This window comes from Burkholderia sp. MSMB1826 (assembly GCF_001526325.1).
Taxonomy (GTDB): domain Bacteria; phylum Pseudomonadota; class Gammaproteobacteria; order Burkholderiales; family Burkholderiaceae; genus Burkholderia.
Window position 1 is genome coordinate 182,497 of the sequence record NZ_LOYN01000015.1, and the last position, 18,187, is coordinate 200,683.

Sequence of the window (18,187 nt, forward strand, 5' to 3'; positions counted from 1 at the left end):
ATGACGATCGAACTCGACCACACCGATTCGGTGCGCCCGTCGCGCCGCACGTTCCTGAAGGCCGCCGGGGCAGCCGCCGCCGTCAGCCTGACCATCGGCTTCGACTGGGCCGGCCTCGGCCGCCGCGCGCTCGCCGCGACCGCGCCGGCCGGCGATTTCGCGCCGAACGCATTCCTGCGCATCACGCCCGACGGCGCCGTCACGGTGATCGCGAAGCACGTCGAAATGGGCCAGGGCGCGTATACGGGCATCGCGACGATCGTCGCCGAGGAGCTCGACGCCGACTGGTCGAGCGTGCGCGTCGAAAGCGCGCCGGCCGATGCGAAGCGCTATGCGAACCTCGCGTTCGGCACGATGCAGGGCACGGGCGGCAGTTCGGCCATGTCGAACTCGTGGCAGCAACTGCGCGAAGCGGGCGGCAAGGCGCGCGCGATGCTCGTGTCGGCCGCGGCGGCCCGCTGGAAGGTGCCGGCCGCCGAGCTGACCACCGCCGACGGCGTCGTCACGCACGCGAAAAGCGGCAGGACGGCCGCGTACGGCACGCTCGTCGCCGATGCGTCGAAGCTGCCCGTGCCCGACAAGGTCGCGCTGAAGCAGCCGGCCGATTTCAAGCTGATCGGGCACCGGATTCCGCGCGTCGACGCGTCGTCGAAATCGAACGGCACCGCGCACTTCACGCTCGACACGACGTTTCCCGGCATGCGCGTCGCGCTGCTGCAGCGGCCGCCGCGCTTCGGCGCGACGGTGAAATCGTTCGACGCGACGGCCGCGAAGGCCGTGCCGGGCGTCGTATCGGTCGTGCAGGTGCCGGGCGGCGTCGCGGTCGTCGCGACCGGCTTCTGGGCCGCGAAACAGGGCCGCGATGCGCTGAAGGTCGAATGGGACGAAACGAAGGCGGAGAAGCGCGGCTCGGACGAGCTGATGCGCGAATACCGGCAACTCGCCGAGAAGCCGGGCACGTCGGCGCGCAAGGACGGCGATGCCGATGCGGCGATCGCCGGCGCGGCGCGCAAGATCGGCGCGACGTACGAATTCCCGTATCTCGCGCATGCGCCGATGGAGCCGCTCGACGCGGTCGTCAAGCTGACGGCGGACAGCTGCGAGATCTGGGCCGGCGATCAGTTCCAGACGGTCGACCAGGGCAACGCGGCCAGGACGGCCGGGCTGAAACCCGAACAGGTGCGGATTCACACGCTGTATGCGGGCGGCAGCTTCGGCCGGCGTGCGAATGCGTGGTCGGACTACGTGGTCGAGGCCGTGTCGATCGCGAAGGCGCTCGGCGCGGACGGCAAGCCCGTCAAGCTGCAATGGACGCGCGAGGACGACATCCAGGGCGGCTTCTACCGGCCGATGTACTTCCACAAGCTCGACGCGGGCCTGACCGCGGACGGCCGGCTGGTGGGCTGGCGCCACCGGATCGTCGGCCAGTCGATCCTCGCCGGCACGCCGTTCGAGGCGTTCATGGTCAAGAACGGCGTCGACGCGACGTCGGTCGAGGGCGCGGCGAACCTGCCCTACGCGGTGCCGAACGTGTCGGTCGAACTCACCACGACCCAGGTCGGCCTGCCGGTGCTGTGGTGGCGCGTGGTCGGCAGCTCGCACACGGCCTATGCGGTCGAGGCGTTCATCGACGAAGCCGCGCATGCGGCCGGCAAGGATCCGTATGCGTTCCGCCGCGACCTGCTCGCGAAGGAGCCGCGCATGCGCGCGGTGCTGGACCTGGCCGCGCAGAAGGCCGGCTGGGATCCGGCCAAGCCGCTGCCGAAGGGTCGCGGGCGCGGGATCGCGGTGGCCGAGGCGTTCAAGAGCTATGTCGCGCAGGTGGCCGAGGTATCGGTCGACGCGGACGGCAAGGTGAAGGTCGAGCGCGTGGTGTGCGCGGTCGACTGCGGGATCGCGATCAATCCCGACATCGTCGCCGCGCAGATGGAGGGCGGCATCGGTTTCGGGCTCGGCGCGGCGATGCACAGCGCGATCACGCTGAAGGACGGCCAGGTCGAGCAGCGCAACTTCGACGGCTACCACGTGCTGCGGATGGCGGAGATGCCGAAGGTCGAAGTGCATATCGTGCCGTCGGCGGAAGCGCCGACCGGCGTCGGCGAGCCGGGCGTCGCGCCGGTCGGGCCGGCCGTGGCGAACGCGATCTTCGCGGCGACCGGCAAGCGGCATTACGTGCTGCCGTTCGATTCGGCGGATAGCGCGAAGGCTTGATACGCGGGAACGCCGGCTGCCGGGCGACGCATGCCCGGGGGCCGGCGTTTTTCGATGCATCGCGAGACCCCCCGCTTATCCGGGCCAAAGTCCGCATGACATGGAGCGGCCCGGCGTCGCTCACGCTTGGTCGACTTCAGGCCAAAGCCTCGGAAACAGAATTCGTGGCACGCAATTGCGGCACGAGCGCAGTGGCCAGCGGGGTATCGCTGATGGCAAGTAACCGCCGCGAAGAATCGACCCGCTCGGCGGCCTGCTCGAGCAGCGGATCGAGTACGCGATCTTCGGGAAACAACGGTTCGAAGGTAGCGACGGTCGTCATGCTTTCTCGTACGGTTCCATGTAGGGTTCGATGTCGGCAATTATAGTCACTTATGTCACTGATTTATATTGAATTTTCATTGTCACATGTAGGCTTCCATGTAGGGTTCCATGTCGGGTTTCCGAAGCCCGCCGCCCACCTCGGTCGAGCGCGTGTCACCGGCGTCTCCGCCACGTTACGTCGGACGTAACGCCCGTAACGTCGCGACGCGATGCTACGTAACAATCCTTCAGCGCCATTCCGTCCCCTTCATCGATCGCCCAGCGGCTTCCCGTTAAAAATTCTTTTAAATTCAAGGCTGCCGCGCCTTCCGCGCCGCGACCGCCCGTTATTACCGTCTGACGATCCGCCCCTGGCCCGGAAGTTGCAGCACAAGGCCCGCAAACACTCCTTTACGGACATGCGAGGGCCACCATGGATTGCAAATACCTGTACATCGACAATATAAAAATCAACTTCGTGCGCCGCACGATCGAAATCGACAACAAGGTCGTGGACGTGACGCCGCGCGAATTCGACGTCGTCGAATTCCTGCTCGACAACATGAACAAGATCGTGCCGCGGCAGGCAATCCAGGAGGCCGTGTGGGGCCGCGAGCTCGGCGTGTCGTCGCGCACGCTCGACACCCATATCTCGCGGATCCGTTCGAAGCTGCAGCTCGAACACGACAAGAATCTGCGGATCATCCCGATCTACGCGGTCGGCTATCGCCTGGTGCTGTTCGGTGCGGCGATGACGCACGTCGAACGTCACGACGCGGCGCCGATGCAGCGCACGGCGCCGCAACCGTCGATGGCCGCCGACTACGCTTGACGCGTCATCCGCGCGCCGCTCGATCGCGGCACGCCAGCAACGCTTCATCCCACCGCGCCGCGCGGATTCGCAGCCCCTCGCGACCGGCCGGCCGGACGCGGCCTGCACGCCGCCCGGCCCGCCAGCCGGTCGCACCCCAACCGCCGCCTCCGGGCGGCGGTTGCTTTTGAGCGCCCGCCGCGGCGCCGCCCGCTTCATCGCGCTCCACCGCCGTCCGCCGTCGTTCGTCGCGCTTCGTAGCGCCCCGCTCGCGCCGTCTTCGCGCGATGGTCGCGACTACGGATTCCGGCGCGGCACGCGGCCATCGCCGTCCCTACAATCGACGCAGCAGCCGCGCGCCCCTCGGCGCCGCCGGCCCCAGAACAATCCGTCGAACCAACGCCGAATCCGCCCCGATCCCGCCGTGCCTGCGCTGTTCCTGACGAATGCCGACGCCGGCGACGCCGCGAACCGGGCCATGCCCGCCGCTTCCCCGCCGCCCGCCGCCGCGCCGGCCGCGGTCGCGCTCGACGCGTCGCCCTATCTGCCGCGCCTGTCCGCCGCCGCCGCGCGCGGGCTGTCGCATGCGTACTGTGCGACCGGCGCCGTCCCGGTCACGCTCGGCGAGCATGCGTACGAGGTGCGCTGGCGCGTCGACGCCGAGCCGGCCGCCGATGCGCACGCGTACCGGTTCGTCGTCGGCCCGGCGGCCGGCACGCTGTGGATCGACCCGGTCGCGGAAACCGAATGGCTCGGCGATGCCGCCGACCCGGCGGTCCCGGCCGTGATCCGCGCGGCGCTGCTCGCCGACCTGTGCGCGCCGCTCGCGGCGGTGCTGCAGGCCGCGACGCGGCAGCGCGTGGAACTGCTGCCGCCGCCGGACGGCGCCCCGGCCTCGCACGCATCGCCGGCCGCGCTGCGGTTCGAGCTGCGGCGCGCCGACGCCGCGTGGCGCTGCCACGGCGCGCTGCTGTTCGACGCGCCGGATGCGCTGGCCGTGTTCTTCGTGACCGCGCCGGCCGCGCCCGCCGACGCGCGCGCGGCCTACGCGAGCCTGCCCGTGCCGCTCGTGTTCGAGATCGGCCGTACCGAGCTGACGACGGCCGAGCTGGCCGATGTCGTCGGCGGCGACATCATCGCGATCGAGCGCTGGCAGGCGCACGAGCAGAACCTGCTGTGCGTCGCGCGTCTGCCGGCCGCGCCGGCGTGGGAAATCACCGGACGGCCGTCGGGCAACCGGCTGACCGTCGAACGAATCAGGGAGATGCCTTTGGAACCGACCCGCACCGACTCGCCGCCGACGACGCACGACGCGCCGGCCGCCGACGCGCCGCGCTCGCTCGACGGCCTCGCCGTCGATCTGCGCTTCGAGCTGCCGCCCACGTCGATGCCGCTCGGCGAGCTGAGCGCGCTGCAGCCGGGCGCCGTGATCGAGCTGCAGCAAGGGATCAACCAGAGCGTGATCCATCTCGTCGCGAACGGGATGCTGATCGGCACCGGCCATCTGATCGCGGTCGGCCAGAAGCTCGGCGTACGCGTCGTCACGCTGACGCAACCCGCGCCGCGCGAGCGCTGAACGATGGGCAATCTGCCGAATCCGGTCGCGCTGATCGCGGTGATCGCCGCGCTCGGCATCGCGCCGTTCGCGGCGCTGATGGTGACGAGCTACACGAAGCTGGTGGTCGTGCTCGGCCTGCTGCGCTCCGCGCTCGGGATCCAGCAGGTGCCGCCGAACCTCGTGCTGAACGGCATCGCGCTGATCCTGTCGCTGTTCATCATGGCGCCCGTCGGGATGTCGATCCGCGACGCGCTGCAGGCGCGCCACTTCGATGCGTCGGGGCAATTGTCGACCTCGGACATCGGCGCGCTCGCCGATGCGGCGCTGCCGCCGATCAAGGATTTCCTGGTATCGCATACGCGCCAGCGCGACCGCGAATTCTTCGTGCGCACCGCGACGTCGGTCTGGCCGAAGAACCGCGCGGACGGCATCAAGGACGACGACCTGCTCGTGCTGGTGCCGAGCTTCACGCTCGCCGAGCTGACGAAGGCGTTCCAGATCGGCTTCGTGATCTACATCGTGTTCATCGTCGTCGATCTGCTGGTCGCGAACATCCTGCTGGCGCTCGGGATGCAGATGATCTCGCCGACGACGATCTCGGTGCCGTTCAAGCTGCTGCTGTTCGTCGCGCTCGACGGCTGGGCGCTGCTCGTGCACGGGCTCGTGCTGTCGTACCGCGTCGCGGGGGCGGGATGAACGCGCGCCGCCTGCGAACCGCCGCCGCCTGCCTGTGCGCGCTGGCCATGCTCGCGCTCGCGTGCCTGCCGGCGCGCGTCGCGCAGGCGGCCGGCGGCGGCGCCGGTTTCGCGCAACTGGCGCGCGCCTGCGCGCCGAACGTCGATCCCGCGACGCTCGCCGCGCTCGTGCGCACCGAGTCGGGTTTCAATCCGTACGCGATCGGCGTGGTCGGCGGGCACCTGACGCGCCAGCCCGCCTCGCTCGACGAGGCGCGCGCGACCGCGCGCGAGCTGTCGTCGCGCGGCTTCAGCTACAGCGTGGGCCTCGCGCAGGTGAACGAACGCAATTTCGCGAAATACGGGCTCGACGAAGCGACGATGTTCGAGCCGTGCCGCAACCTGCAGGCCGGCGGCGCGATCCTGACCGAATGCTTCGCGCGCTCGTCGGGCACCGGCCGCGCCACGCAGGCCGCGTTGCGCGCGGCGCTGTCGTGCTACTACAGCGGCAACTTCACGACCGGTTTTTCGAGCGGCTACGTGAGCCGCGTCGTCGCGAGCGCGCAGCGCAATGCGCGCGAAGGCGGCATCGAGCCGATTCCCGTCGTGACCGACACGCCGCCGCCCGCGCGCCAGCGGCGCATGGCCGCGGCCGCCGCGACGCCGCCCGAACGCGCGCGCCGCCTGCCGTCGGCCGCCGCGTCCGCGGATGCGCCGTCGTGCCATGCGCGCCCGGTGCTGATGATGTGCCGCGGGCTGCCGGCAAACCAGGCGAAGCGGCTCTGCGTGCGGTGTCTCGATCAGTGACGACCTGCGGCGCTGGCCGCCGTGCGCTGATCGAACGCCGCGCCGTGCGCGCCTCGTAGCACGCGTTGCGCACGCCTCCCGACCGCGCCGCCACGCTACGAAACAGAGGCATGCCAGCCGCGAGGCGTCTCCTTACACTTGAAAGCTGACGGCGCGACGTACCGTGCGCCGAGTGCTCCGCGCATCGCGCGGCTCAACGGAGACGAGCATGCTGTTGATCGACGGACTGGGACTGGGCGTCAACTGGCAGCGCTTCCTGTCGGAAACGCTGAATCCTGTCGTTGCTCCTCCTCCGCCGCCACCGAAACAGGACGATCCGGCAGCCGGCCCGGCGAACCCGGTCACCGCTCCGCCGATTCCCGTCAATGCGTCGTTGGCCACCGACCCGTCGAAGCCGACCAACGCGGAGATCGCCGACGCGACGTCGCTGATGCAGCGCATGGCCGCGCAATACACGGCGCCGCCGCCCGACATCACCGTCGAGAACAAGACGACGCAAGCGGTACGGCAGGCCATCCAGGACGCGCAGACGAAATACGACGACGCGTCTAAATCGCTGCAGGGCGCGCAGAACGTGCTGCACGTGGTCAACCGCGATCCCGAATCGACGCCGGAGGCCCGCAAGGCCGCGCAGGCCGATTATGCGAAAGCGCGCACGGCGGCCGACACCGCCCAGCGCGAGCTGAACGTGACGACCGACGCCGGCTACACGATCCTGTATCGCGAACAGGCCGACGCCGACAAGCCGTCCGGCATCCAGATCGACGACGACGGCAAGGTGACGAACCCGGGCGACGCGCAGAACGCGGCCAACGACAAGCTCAAGGCGCTGCAGGCCGCGTTTCCCGACCACGCGAACGACCCGAACTGGATACCGAAGCCGGGCGACTGCAAGAACGCGGAGCAGTCGAAGCGCTACGACGACTGGAAAAACGCCGACGCGCAAGCGGCTGCCGGTACCGCGAAATACTTTTCCGATCTGTCGAACGCGTACCTCGCCCGTACGCAGCTCCGATCGTATCTCGTCGATCCCGACTACAAGGCGGCACTCGACGCCGGGATCGGCCGGCTGAACAGGGCGTTGGCGGATCAGGATCTGCAGGTGAACCTGCCGGAGGCGCCCGAATCGCCGGAAGCCGCGCAAAAGGACGTCACGGCCGCGGCAAAATCGGCGAACCTCACGAACGCGGCGCTCGCCGCGGCCAACGACGCCATCGCACTCGCGCAGGCACAGCAGAAATTCGACGTGGTCGCCGGCAAGCAGGGGACGGTGATCGTCGCGCCGAACTCGGCTTCGGACGCGAACGCCGCGCTCAAGCGCGCGCAGACGGCCGCGAACACGAGCGGCGGCTATCTGCAGATGCTGGCCGCGCAGCAACGGGTCGACGGCGCACAGGACGACTGTGCGCTCGCCCAGCAGGCGTCCGACAAGTGGCACAAGGACAACCCGCGGCCGCCGCATCTGCCGCCCGTCGACGCGAAGGTCGATCTCGATCTCACCGCCGCGTACACGAAGCTCTACAAGGCGAAACAGCAGGCGAGCATCGCGCACGACGGCTTCGTCGCCGCGTACGGTGCGACGCTCGCGCAGCAGTACGACGATCAGGCGTCGAAGATCAGCGCGCAGGTGAAGGCGCAGCAGCCGCTGCTGAAGCCGTTTTTCCAGCAACCGCCGCAACTGACGTCGACCGCCGCACCGCCGGCGCCCTTTTCGTCGCTGTCGACGGCCGCGGGTGCCGCGCCGGGCGCGAGCCCGTCGCTGCCCACGGCCTTCGCGGCGCCCGTACCGACCGGCAGGCATGCCGCATCGTCAGCGCCGATCCTGTCGCTGACCGACCCGTCGCGATCGACGATGCCGCTGCCGGCTGCGGCGAACGGCCCGACGCAGATCGACGCCACACGCCTGCAGGTGGTCGCCGGCGCGCTGAGGATGGCCAGCAACCGGCTGTCGGACGACGTCAATTCGCGTGCAGCCGACGTCGCACTGAGCAACGCGCAGGACGACGTCGATCAGGCAAAGCGTGCACTCGCCGCCAAGCAGAAGCAGTACGACGAATGGGCCGCCGCCAACCCGCCGCCGTTGCGGCTGCGCACGTTGCCGGACGGCGACGTGATGCCGGCGCCGTCGTATCGCCCGAACCCGTACCAATCCGAGCTGAACGACGCGCGGGACGCCGTCACGAAGGCGGAGAACGCCCTTCCGCAACTGCAGTTGCTGCGCGACACGTCGCGCCAGCAGGTTCTGCTCGACCGGTTCGACGCGGGCCTCGAGGAGCGGCTGCGCTATGTCGACGAGAAATCCGACGCGGCCGACGACTACAAGAAGGCGATGCATGACTTCTACGAAGCGCATCGCACCGAAATGTCGAATTCGATGCTCGACGCGGCCAGCCTGAGCACCGGGAACGGCGGCACGATCGCGTTCGGCTCGCTCGGCGAGAATCGGCAGCGCAACCTGATCGGCATCGCGCTCGGGCAACAGCCGGACGTGCCGGCCGATGCTTCGTCGCCATCCGTCTCGGCTGCCGAGGATTCGACTGCGCGCTTCGTCGACAAGGACAAGCTGTCGGTCATCGACGCCGTGCGCGACAAGCTGCTGTCGGTCGGCGGCGGCAAGGACACGCAGATCAGCGTGCTGCCGATGGTGTATGCCGCGAAGGAAACCGGGACGACGACGAGCGCGCTGTTCAAGGTAACGGGCAAGGACGGCAAAACGCACTACATCGACGAATCGGCCGGCAACTACGACAGCATCGACGATTATCTCGACAGCAATCAGCTGTCGTCGGACGGCACCGTCGACATCCTGACCGGCCACGACGAGAACGGCGCGCCGCAGCTCGTGTCGAAGGCCGCGCACAACGACAGTACGTTCGACTCCGTGCTGAATTTCTTCACGGGCACCGGCGTCAACATGGGGATGCTGCTCGGCGGAATGGCGCTCGAGGTGATCGGCACGGCGCTCGACGGCACGGTGATCGGCGCGGCGATCGGCGTGCCGCTGAACATCATCGGCGCGGGGATGACCTACACGGCGATCGGTTCCGCGATGACGAAGGCGGGCCTCGATCTCGCCAACCGTGTCCAGCACGACCAGAGCATCAGCCCATTCGACGCCGGCGCCCGCGCCGACTACATCAATCTCGTGCCGATGGCCGCCGGTGGCGCCGCGAAACTCGCGGGCACGAAGCTGTTCGAGCGCGCGGTCACGACGAAGGTCGCGTCGGTCATCGCCAAGGGTGCGGAACGGACGGCGTTCGCGACCGGTGTCGCCGGCGCCGGCGAGGCGTTCGTCGAATCCGGCGTCGACCTGTGGCAAGGCAATACGAAGGCGGCCGGCGAAGCGTTCGAATCCGGCGTCATCAACACCGCGCTGATGGGTGCGGGGGCGGCCAAGCAACGCGCGGTCACGGGCATCCGCACCCGCACCGGACGACCGATCGCCGCGCACACGACGGATGGCAACGTCGTCAAGATCGACGACCGGACGATCGGGCAAATCCTGAACAAGGACGGCGCCGCGTCGCTGTCGGCCGACCGCACACGTGCGACGCTCGACAGCGAGGCCGTGAAGGTCGCGCCCGACGGCGTACTGATGGTCGGCGACAAGGTGCTGACCTACGAAGACCAGCCGATCCGCGTGCTCGACAAGACGTCGGCGAAGCGGTTGCCGCCCGGCAAGTCGGTGGTGCTCGGCCAGGACGGCACGCTGTCCGTCGTGTCGGCTTCACCGAAGGCGTGGACTCACGGCACGCGGGTCGACAGCGTCACGGACACCGGCGAACGCCTGACGTTCGGCCCGGACGGCGCCATCGGCACGACGTCGAACATCGTCGCGAAATCGCGGCTCGACAGGCTGGACGAGGTCATCGATCAGGGCAAGGACCTGCACCGCCAGTTGCGCGACGCCGCGGCAAGGGAGGCACGCCGCGTCCAGCAGGCCGCCGCCGAAGGTGAAAGCGCGAATGCGGCCCACGATGCCCACAGTACGCAGCGCACGAGCGAGGCGCGCGCGCAGGCCGACCGGCAGCACGACGACATCGACGCGGACCGCACGACGGCCACCCGTGGCGCCGCTGCACGCGCCGCCGAGAGCGACGAACCGGCCGGCGCCGGCACGCGCACGAAGCCGGACGGCACGCCGCCGCGCGTCGATGTACGGGTCGTCGACCTGACGGACGCAGCGCCCGCCACGCGGCCGGCGACGTCCGACCCGGCCGGCATCGCGGTGCCGCGCGGGCCGAGCGTCGAGCCGATGCAGGTCGGCGAGCGCACGGTCTATCTCGTGCGAAATGGCGCGAGCCGCGATCCGGGCACGCCCGCCCCGAGTCCGCAGGCACTCGACGAGCCCGTGATCGTCGTCGCCGGCGAGCACGACGCGGCACTTGCGCCCGAGCTGGCGAACCGCTGGCAGAAACCCGTCTATGCGGCCGCGCCCGACGCATTCGGCGCCGATGGCCAGTTGCGCGCCGATGCGCGGGTGCTGCGTTTCGACCCGGAACCGGAAGCGGTGGCGATGGAAAACGGCCCTTCCGGAGCCGCCGTGACTGAAGAAGCATCGCCGGCGCCGTCGCGCCCCGCGGCGCCCGACGAAACGCTGATCGTGCTCGCGGGCAAGCGCGGCCCGAACGAGCCGGCGATGCCGCGCGCGGTCGCCACGCCCGAACCCGTCACCGCGCACGACGGCATATTCAGCGCGCCGAACCGCGTGCTCGTGGTGGTCAAACCGGACCACCCCGCCGTTGCCGAAGCAGCGGCCCGACCCGCAGCGGAGCGCGGGACGTCCGCCGCATCCCGCGGCGACGAGACGAGCGCCGAAGCCACCGGCGGCAAGACCGCCCGCACGCATGCCGGTGACGAACGCCCGCCCGTGCCGACCGACGATCCGGCCCGCGCCGCGCCCGCGGAAACGCCCGGCACCGCGACACCCGATTACGCCACCCCGCATCCCGGCTGGATCACGCGGATGCAGATGCGGCTGGGCGGCGCGCCGCTGCCGGAAGCCGTACAGGCGCTTGCGATGCAGTCGGGCACGCTCGCGACGCAGTTGCGCATGCTGCAGGACGCCGGCTGGCGCGTGACGATCGGCAAACGCGGCCGCGGCAGCCACGTCGATACGCGCAAGCGCCGCGTGACGATCGACGGCGGCCTCCGCGATGCCGGCAGCATCACGTACGTGCTCGCGCGCGAATCGCGCAAGGCCGTCGAAGCGATGGCCGGCGTGCTGGACCACGACTCCGGGCAGCGCGGCGGCTTCACGCGCAAGGCGCTCGAGGCCGAGGCGCGCGCGCAGATCAGCGCGTTCGAGGCCCGCTACGAAATCAGGCTGGCCAGCGGCACCGACATTGCCGCGCACCTCGCTCACCCGGACGCAATCGCGCGCGAAGGCGCGAACTGGCGCGGGCGGTCGCACGACTACGCAGGCACGGTCGACCGACTGGCGAGCACGCTGGGCGACGTGCACACGTCGGGGGCGGACGGCGCGACCTATCGCGCGTTCTACAACGACGCGTGGTCGCGCCAGAAGGGGCGCGGCGGCATGCCGCGCCGGATGCCCGCGCCGCGGATGGACGAAACCGGCACCGCATCGCGCGGCGTCGCCCGCTTCGATGCGCGCGTCGCCTGGAGTCGCGCGCATGCCGAAATCGCGTCGCCGTACCGCGCGGGCGAGCGCCCCGATGCCGCCGAGCTGGCCGCCGCGCGCACGCGTCATTTCACGATCGACCCCGGGCGCCGCGTGGTCGTGCTGCACGCCGACACGCGCGCGGACGGCACTCTGCTCGTCGACGGCCGGCCGGTCAGCGCGCACGAATACCTGCTCGAGATGGCGCCGCCGTTCGTGGTGCAGGAAGGTTATGCGATCGTGCTCGCCGCGATGCACGACGGCGCCGCGCATGCGGCGCGGCTCGCGAACCTGTGGCAACGGCCCGTGTATGCCGCGCCCGCGGAAGCGGTTGGCGCGCACGGCGCGCTGCTCGATACCGGCACGTTCCATCGCCTCGATCCGGCGCCTGCCGCGCCGCACGATCTCGGCCCGCTGAACGCCGACCCGCTCGGCGTCTATGCGCACGGCGACCGCAACGCGCGTGTCGACGTCGCGCACGAAGCCGGCGAACTGCTCGGCGCCGGCGGCGAAAAAACCGTATTCGCGCTCGGCGACGACGCCGCGCTCGGCATCTACGATCGCCACACCCACCCGGAATCCGGTCACGTGCGTGCGGCGGTCGACGAACGGCTCGCGCTCGACGATCTGCGTTCGTACGGATTGCAGACGGTCACGATGAGCGGCCCGTTCTCGGTGCTCGGCCGCGTCGGCGTGCTGTATCGCCCGCTCGGCGTCCTGCATACGCACACGATGGCCGCGACCGGCGCGCTGCCGCGCGTCGTCACGCGGGCCGCCCTGGAACACGTCCGGACTATTCGTGCGGTCGTCGAACGCGAGGGCATCGCGTTCGACCTTCAGGGCATCTTCACGCGCCAGGGCGACTTCCTGCTGAGCGATCCCGGCCCGGTCTCGCGCGACCCGATCGAACACCTGCGCACGCTCGAGAAACTCACCGAACTCGAACGGCTGCTCACGCACGGCCTCGAACAAGGCGACATCGCGATCGCGCGCCCGATCATCGCCGACACGCTGCCGCCCGACGCGTTCGTTCAGAAGCCGTCCATCATCACGCGGATCCGGATGCGGTTCGGCGGCGCGCCGCTGTCGAAGGAAGCGCTCGCGCTCGTCGACCGCTCGACGCTGCTGAGCGGACAGCTCGCTCAGGCGCAGGCCGCCGGCTGGAAAGTCGTGGTCGGCCGGCCCGGGCGCGGCAGCCGGATCGATACGGACCGGCAGCGCATCGTGCTCGACGGCCGGATGCGCCACACCGGTACGCTCGTGTACGCGCTCGCGCACGAGGCGCAGCATGCGGTCGATGCGATCGCCGGACGCCTGCTGCTCGACGGCGCACCCGGCGACACGCTGGTCGATCGTGCGCTGATGGCCGAAGCGCGTGCGCAGGCGAACGCGTTCGCGGTACGCCGCGCGCTCATCGACGACATGGGCATCGACATCTCGAAGGACGTCATCCTGCCCGACGCGATCGCGCGCGAAGCCGACCGCGTGATGCCCGGCGACGAAGCCGGCCTGCGCCGGCTCGCGGACGCGTTCGGCGACGCCGAGCCGTCGGTGCCCGGCTACGCGACCTACCGCGACTACTACGCGAGCCAGATCGCGCACATGCAGGCCGGCGGCGTGCCGCGCGAAATGGCCGCGCCAGCCTCGCCGGCGCCTCGGCCGGCACGCGGGCTCGCCGCCCGCAAGGCCGCCAAGCGCGAACAGCGCGCGCTCGATCTGCTCGCGTCGCACGGCAAGCGCGACCTGTTGCGCGTCGACGGCGACCAGCTCGACAGCATCGACGCGATGAAGGCAGCATTCGGCACCGACGCGCACGTGCTGATCGCGCTGCGCACCGACCGCCCCGCCGACCGGCGCGACGCGATCCATCCGCTGCCCGAATTCATCGCGAACTTCCGGACCAACGCACAGGGCAAGTTCGTCGACAAGAACGCGGCATCGGCCGATATCGATCCGCACCTGTTGCAGGACGCGTTTCTCTCACTGAAGGACAAAGGCGCCGCGAGCCGCGGGAATTACGATTACTACGTGTCGCCCGTCACGCTCGCCGAGTTGCACAAGTTTGGCGGCGCCGCGCGCGTCGACGCGTATTTCGGCGAACGCCGCGCATGGGATGTCGAGCCGTCGGACACGGGCGTCGACGCGGAGGTCGTCGCAAACGTGCACGAGCTCGACAGCGCGCCGCGCTTCCTGCGACCGAAACCGGCGGCGCGACACGATCCCGGCCCGGGAACGACGGTCTATGCGGTCGAACGCAAGACCGGCAAGGTGCTCGGCTACGCGACGCGCGATGGCGCCGGGAAATGGACGTACGTCGAAAAGACGTCGCTCGGCGATGCCACGATCGAATCGCGCGAGCTCGCCGCCGCGTTCCGGCGCCGCTGCTGGGCGTTGCCCGACGGTCGCCGCGGCGTGCAGTTCGTCGTCGCGAAGGTCGCGCACGACGTCGTCGAAAGCTATGGCGGCTTCGCGCCGGCCAAGATGCGCCGCCCGATCGGCAAGCCGAAGGCGCCGCTGTCGAAGCCGGACGTGTCCGTGCAGCGCGCGCTCGGGAACATGCATCCGTCGCTGCGGCGCCAGAACCGCGCGGCAGCCGAGGCGGACCTGCCCGACATCCTCCCGACGACGGCGGACGGCGCGCTCGACTTCAACGCGCACCACGCCGACGAGCTGAAACGCGCGCTCGAGATGGGCAAGATTCCCGACGGGCACTACGTGTACGTGTACGACCACGAAGGCACGGTCACCGATGTGCTGACCGGGTCGCTGACCGGCCTCATCGCGGTCGAGAACGGCACGGTGCGCTGGTACGACGACGTCGGCCAGTTCCGCGACCCGGACAATCCCGGCCTGCCGCTGGAGCGGGCGACGATCGGCCGCGGGCCGTATGGCGGCAATCAGCATTTCCTGCTTTCCAGGCTCGCCCCCGACGTATTCGAGCCGCGCGCGGCCGCGCTCAAGGCGGCCGCGCTGCAAGCCGCGCAGCCGGCCGCAGCGGCGGCGTCCCCGCCCGCCGCGAGCCAAGGCGGCACCGGCACGCAAGCGGGCAAACGCGGCAAGGCCGGCCGAAAAGGTCGCAAAGGCAAGCAGGCCGCGCGCGGCACCCAGCGAACGCAGCCGGCCGCCGTCGCGCCGGCCACGCCGCCCGCCGCGCCGCCCCCGAAACCGATCGCGCTCAAGCCGTTCCAGCCTGCGTACGTATCGGGCGCGATCGTCGAATCGGTCACGCGCTACGGCAACGCGAAGATCGCCGATTTCGCGTCGACGCTCGAGCGCCTCACCGAATGGGGCAAGCGCGACGTGGGGCGCAAGGAAGGCAACGGCCTCACGTTCACCGACGCGCCGAAGGCCATCCTCGCCGATGCCGTACTGGCGAAGAAGATCTTCGGGACGCTGCACATGTGGCGCGAGGCATCGAGCCTGCACCCGCACGGCGCTTTCACCCGCGTCCCCGCCCGGCACAACCTGTTCATGCGGGGCGCGCACTGGATCGGCGCGGCGCGCAGCACGGACAGAAAGCTGATCAGGCAATACGTGAAGCTGGCCACGCAGGCCAGGCTGACCGATCTCGCCGACCGCTTCGTCCCGATGTCGCGCTCGTTCTCGCTGCGCGACGATCCCGAGCAGATGAAGCGCTACATCAAGCGGTATGGCGGCGCGCTGCCGGCCGTCGCGCTGCAGGTCGACCCGTATTCGCTCGCCGCCGCGATGGGCGCGCTGCAGGATCCGGGGTTCATCCAGCGCGCCAAACGCTTCGGCGATCCGTCCGGCGCGCGCTACGACGACGATACGGCGACGCTCACGCGCACGGACGCCAACGGCACGCAGCACACGCTCGAACTCGACGATCTCGCCCACTTGCACAAGTGGCTCACGGCGGCCTCGGAATACGGCTTCCTGCTGCGCATCGAAGCCGCACCGTCGCGGCCCCGCGTGTCGCTGGAAGACGGCCATGCGATGGCCGGCACGAACGACGGCTACGCGGAAATGCGGCGCATCGGCGAGGCGCTCGAAACATGGGCGGCGCAGAACGGCGGCAAGCCGTCGCCGCTCGTGCTGCTGACCTTCCACGGTTCGGACGCCGTGCTCGAACCGGTGCCGGGCGAAGGCCACGTCGCGTTGCTCGACGCGATCCTGAGCCGCAAGCAGCTCGACTGGGTGCATGTCGGCCTGTCATGGGGCACGCACGGCGACGACTTCATCGCGAATGCGGACCTGACACGCGCGCTGGCGGCGAAGATCGCCGACTACGGAAAAAACGCCCCTGAAAAATTCGCGAGACTGCATGGCGGCGATGCGCTGACGCGTGTGTTCGAACCGGTCGGCATGCAGGATTTCGCGAACCAGCAGCGATTCCTGTTCTCGGAAATCGAGCGCATCGCGAAAAAGACGCACAAGATGTCCGACGCCGAGATCGTGGCATTACGCGACGCGCTGTACGAAGGCAACACGTCGACACTGCTGAATCAGGCTCGCCGGGCGACGAACGAGACGTCACAAGCGCAATGGAACAGCAAGGCGCCCCACAACCGGCTCGCCAGGCTCGCCCACGAGGCCGGCAGGAAATGGCTCGACAGCCATGGCGGCGGCGTGGCCGGGCGACCGTCGCTCGCATCGGTATCGGCGGCCGACAGCCGCGTGTACTGGAACGACGTCACCGGCCAGAAAGCGCTGCAGTACGACGCGTCGCTGCCGATCGGCGACGCGCGCAAGGCCATCGCGCAGCCCGATATGCCGAGCGCCACGATGGACGAGGCCAGCGCACGGATCAACGCGCTGCGCGTGCACCGATTGTCGAAAGCCCGCTCGGACCTGCGGAACGCATGGCTCGCGGGCGGGGCCGTCGTCGGCCTGTCGACCGGAATCGGCCTCGGGTTCCATCAGCTCGATACGACCGGGCTGGGCAATGCGTCGTCGTCGCTTCTGCTGGTGTCGCGCGTCGGACGCGTGTTCCAGGTCATGCACCAAGGCGCCATCCGCAGCCTGCAGTCGGGCGACCCGAGGGCGGCGGTGGCAGCCATCACGAGCCTCGGCGCGACGCTCGAGCGCCAGTTCAACTCCACGACGCACGACTACGGTCCGCATCGACTCGCTCAACTGAAGTCCGCGGTACGCCATGCGCAGGCGAAGGCGGCGCAATACGTCGAGCAATACCAGCAGGGGACGATGAGCTTCGACGACGCGAAGACGAACATCACCGCGCTCGCCGAGGACGTGCTCACGCAAATGCAGGGGTTCGTCGGCGGCACGTCGCTGCAGCAACTGCACGCGGGCAATCCACGCAGCGGGCTGGGCATCACGGCGCGCGCGGGCATGACGGTCGCGTCGGTTGCGACGGTCGCGACCGGCATCCTCAAGACCTTCTATCCCACGCACCCGCTCACGGGTTTCGACGTCACGCTGGGCTGGACGGCCATTGCCAGCGGCGTGATCGGCACCGCCTACGCCGGTACGTCGCTCCTGATGGTGTCGCGACGCGTGAACGCGGACAAACGCAGCCGCGTCGTGCGCCTGCTCGATTCGGCGGGCGACTTCGCGTCGGTCGCGCTCGGCGGACTCTCCACCGTGTCCCAATGGCAGCAGGGCGAGCACAGTGTCGCCATCGCGACCGGCACCATGACCTCGTTGCTGCTCGCCGGCCGGCTCAATACGCACTTCCCGAACGCGACGCCTTTCGTCAAGCGGATCCCGACTGCGGTGGTCATGATCCCGGTCGCCGCATTCGGCTACAAGTTCGCGGTCGGCATCGCGCCCGTGATCGGCGGGTTCTTCGACTGGCTTTTCGGCGGCGGATCATCGCAGTCGAACGTCGCACCGGGCGCATCGTCGAGTGCTTCGCCGAGTGCGTCCCCGAGCGCGTCGCCATCGCCGTCGCCGTCGCCGAGCGCCACGCCGTCCCAGCCGCAACCGTCGCCGCCGGGTACGCCGTCGCCCCCGCCGTCGCCGTCGAGCGCCGCGCAGCCCTATATCGTCGTCGACGGCGATTCGCTGTGGGTGATCGCGGACCGGCATCGCCAGTCGCTGCTCGACGCCGCGCACGTGTCGCGTGCCGACCAGCAGGCGATGACGCGCGGCGAACAGGATGCGCGTGCGCTCAACGAGATCCTGCAGCTCAATCCGTCGGCCGCGCGCGATCCCGCGCACCTGCCGATCGGCACGCCGCTGGTGGTCGGATGAGGGTCGGCCCGCCGCACACCGCG

General features: G+C 69.9%; 7 protein-coding genes. 6 read left to right on the forward strand and 1 reads right to left on the reverse strand.

Going from position 1 to position 18,187, the window contains the following annotated elements; translation table 11 throughout:
- Complete coding sequence (locus tag WS95_RS07825) at nt 1-2,211, forward strand: xanthine dehydrogenase family protein molybdopterin-binding subunit (RefSeq protein WP_059823163.1); 2,211 nt, start codon at nt 1-3, stop codon at nt 2,209-2,211.
- A 136-nt stretch (nt 2,212-2,347) separates the two neighbouring features.
- Here the strand turns inward: WS95_RS07825 and WS95_RS07830 are convergent, their stop codons facing one another.
- Nucleotides 2,348-2,533: a hypothetical protein gene (locus WS95_RS07830; protein WP_059823165.1), complete on the reverse strand. Its 186-nt coding sequence runs from the start codon at nt 2,531-2,533 to the stop codon at nt 2,348-2,350.
- A gap of 414 nt (nt 2,534-2,947) precedes the next feature.
- Here WS95_RS07830 and WS95_RS07835 point away from each other — a divergent pair, with 414 nt between their 5' ends.
- From WS95_RS07835 to WS95_RS07855, 5 genes are all read left to right on the forward strand, one after another.
- Nucleotides 2,948-3,346: a winged helix-turn-helix domain-containing protein gene (locus WS95_RS07835; RefSeq protein WP_059502623.1), complete on the forward strand. Its 399-nt coding sequence runs from the start codon at nt 2,948-2,950 to the stop codon at nt 3,344-3,346.
- 403 nt (nt 3,347-3,749) lie between these two features.
- Nucleotides 3,750-4,901 carry a type III secretion system cytoplasmic ring protein SctQ gene (gene sctQ, locus WS95_RS07840; RefSeq protein ID WP_059823166.1) on the forward strand — a complete coding sequence of 384 codons (1,152 nt, stop codon included), beginning with the start codon at nt 3,750-3,752 and terminating at the stop codon, nt 4,899-4,901.
- Nucleotides 4,902-4,904: 3 nt separating this feature from the next.
- Nucleotides 4,905-5,579: a type III secretion system export apparatus subunit SctR gene (gene sctR / locus WS95_RS07845; protein WP_059823168.1), complete on the forward strand. Its 675-nt coding sequence runs from the start codon at nt 4,905-4,907 to the stop codon at nt 5,577-5,579.
- Nucleotides 5,576-6,364, forward strand: a complete 789-nt coding sequence (locus WS95_RS07850; protein ID WP_034204437.1) for a lytic transglycosylase domain-containing protein — start codon at nt 5,576-5,578, stop codon at nt 6,362-6,364. The genes sctR and WS95_RS07850 overlap by 4 nt, the downstream gene beginning before the upstream one ends.
- Nucleotides 6,365-6,572: 208 nt before the next feature.
- Entirely contained in the window at nt 6,573-18,164 is an 11,592-nt protein-coding gene (locus WS95_RS07855) for an LWXIA domain-containing protein (RefSeq protein WP_059823170.1), read from the forward strand.
- Nucleotides 18,165-18,187: the final 23 nt, after the last annotated feature.

What these genes read in the sequence shown, in the direction of transcription:
- WS95_RS07825 (WP_059823163.1), top strand. Translation starts at nt 1, where the DNA reads ATGACGATCGAACTCGACCACACCGATTCGGTGCGCCCGTCGCGCCGC.
- WS95_RS07830 (WP_059823165.1), bottom strand. Translation starts at nt 2,533, where the DNA reads ATGACGACCGTCGCTACCTTCGAACCGTTGTTTCCCGAAGATCGCGTA.
- WS95_RS07835 (WP_059502623.1), top strand. Translation starts at nt 2,948, where the DNA reads ATGGATTGCAAATACCTGTACATCGACAATATAAAAATCAACTTCGTG.
- sctR (WP_059823168.1), top strand. Translation starts at nt 4,905, where the DNA reads ATGGGCAATCTGCCGAATCCGGTCGCGCTGATCGCGGTGATCGCCGCG.
- WS95_RS07850 (WP_034204437.1), top strand. Translation starts at nt 5,576, where the DNA reads ATGAACGCGCGCCGCCTGCGAACCGCCGCCGCCTGCCTGTGCGCGCTG.
- WS95_RS07855 (WP_059823170.1), top strand. Translation starts at nt 6,573, where the DNA reads ATGCTGTTGATCGACGGACTGGGACTGGGCGTCAACTGGCAGCGCTTC.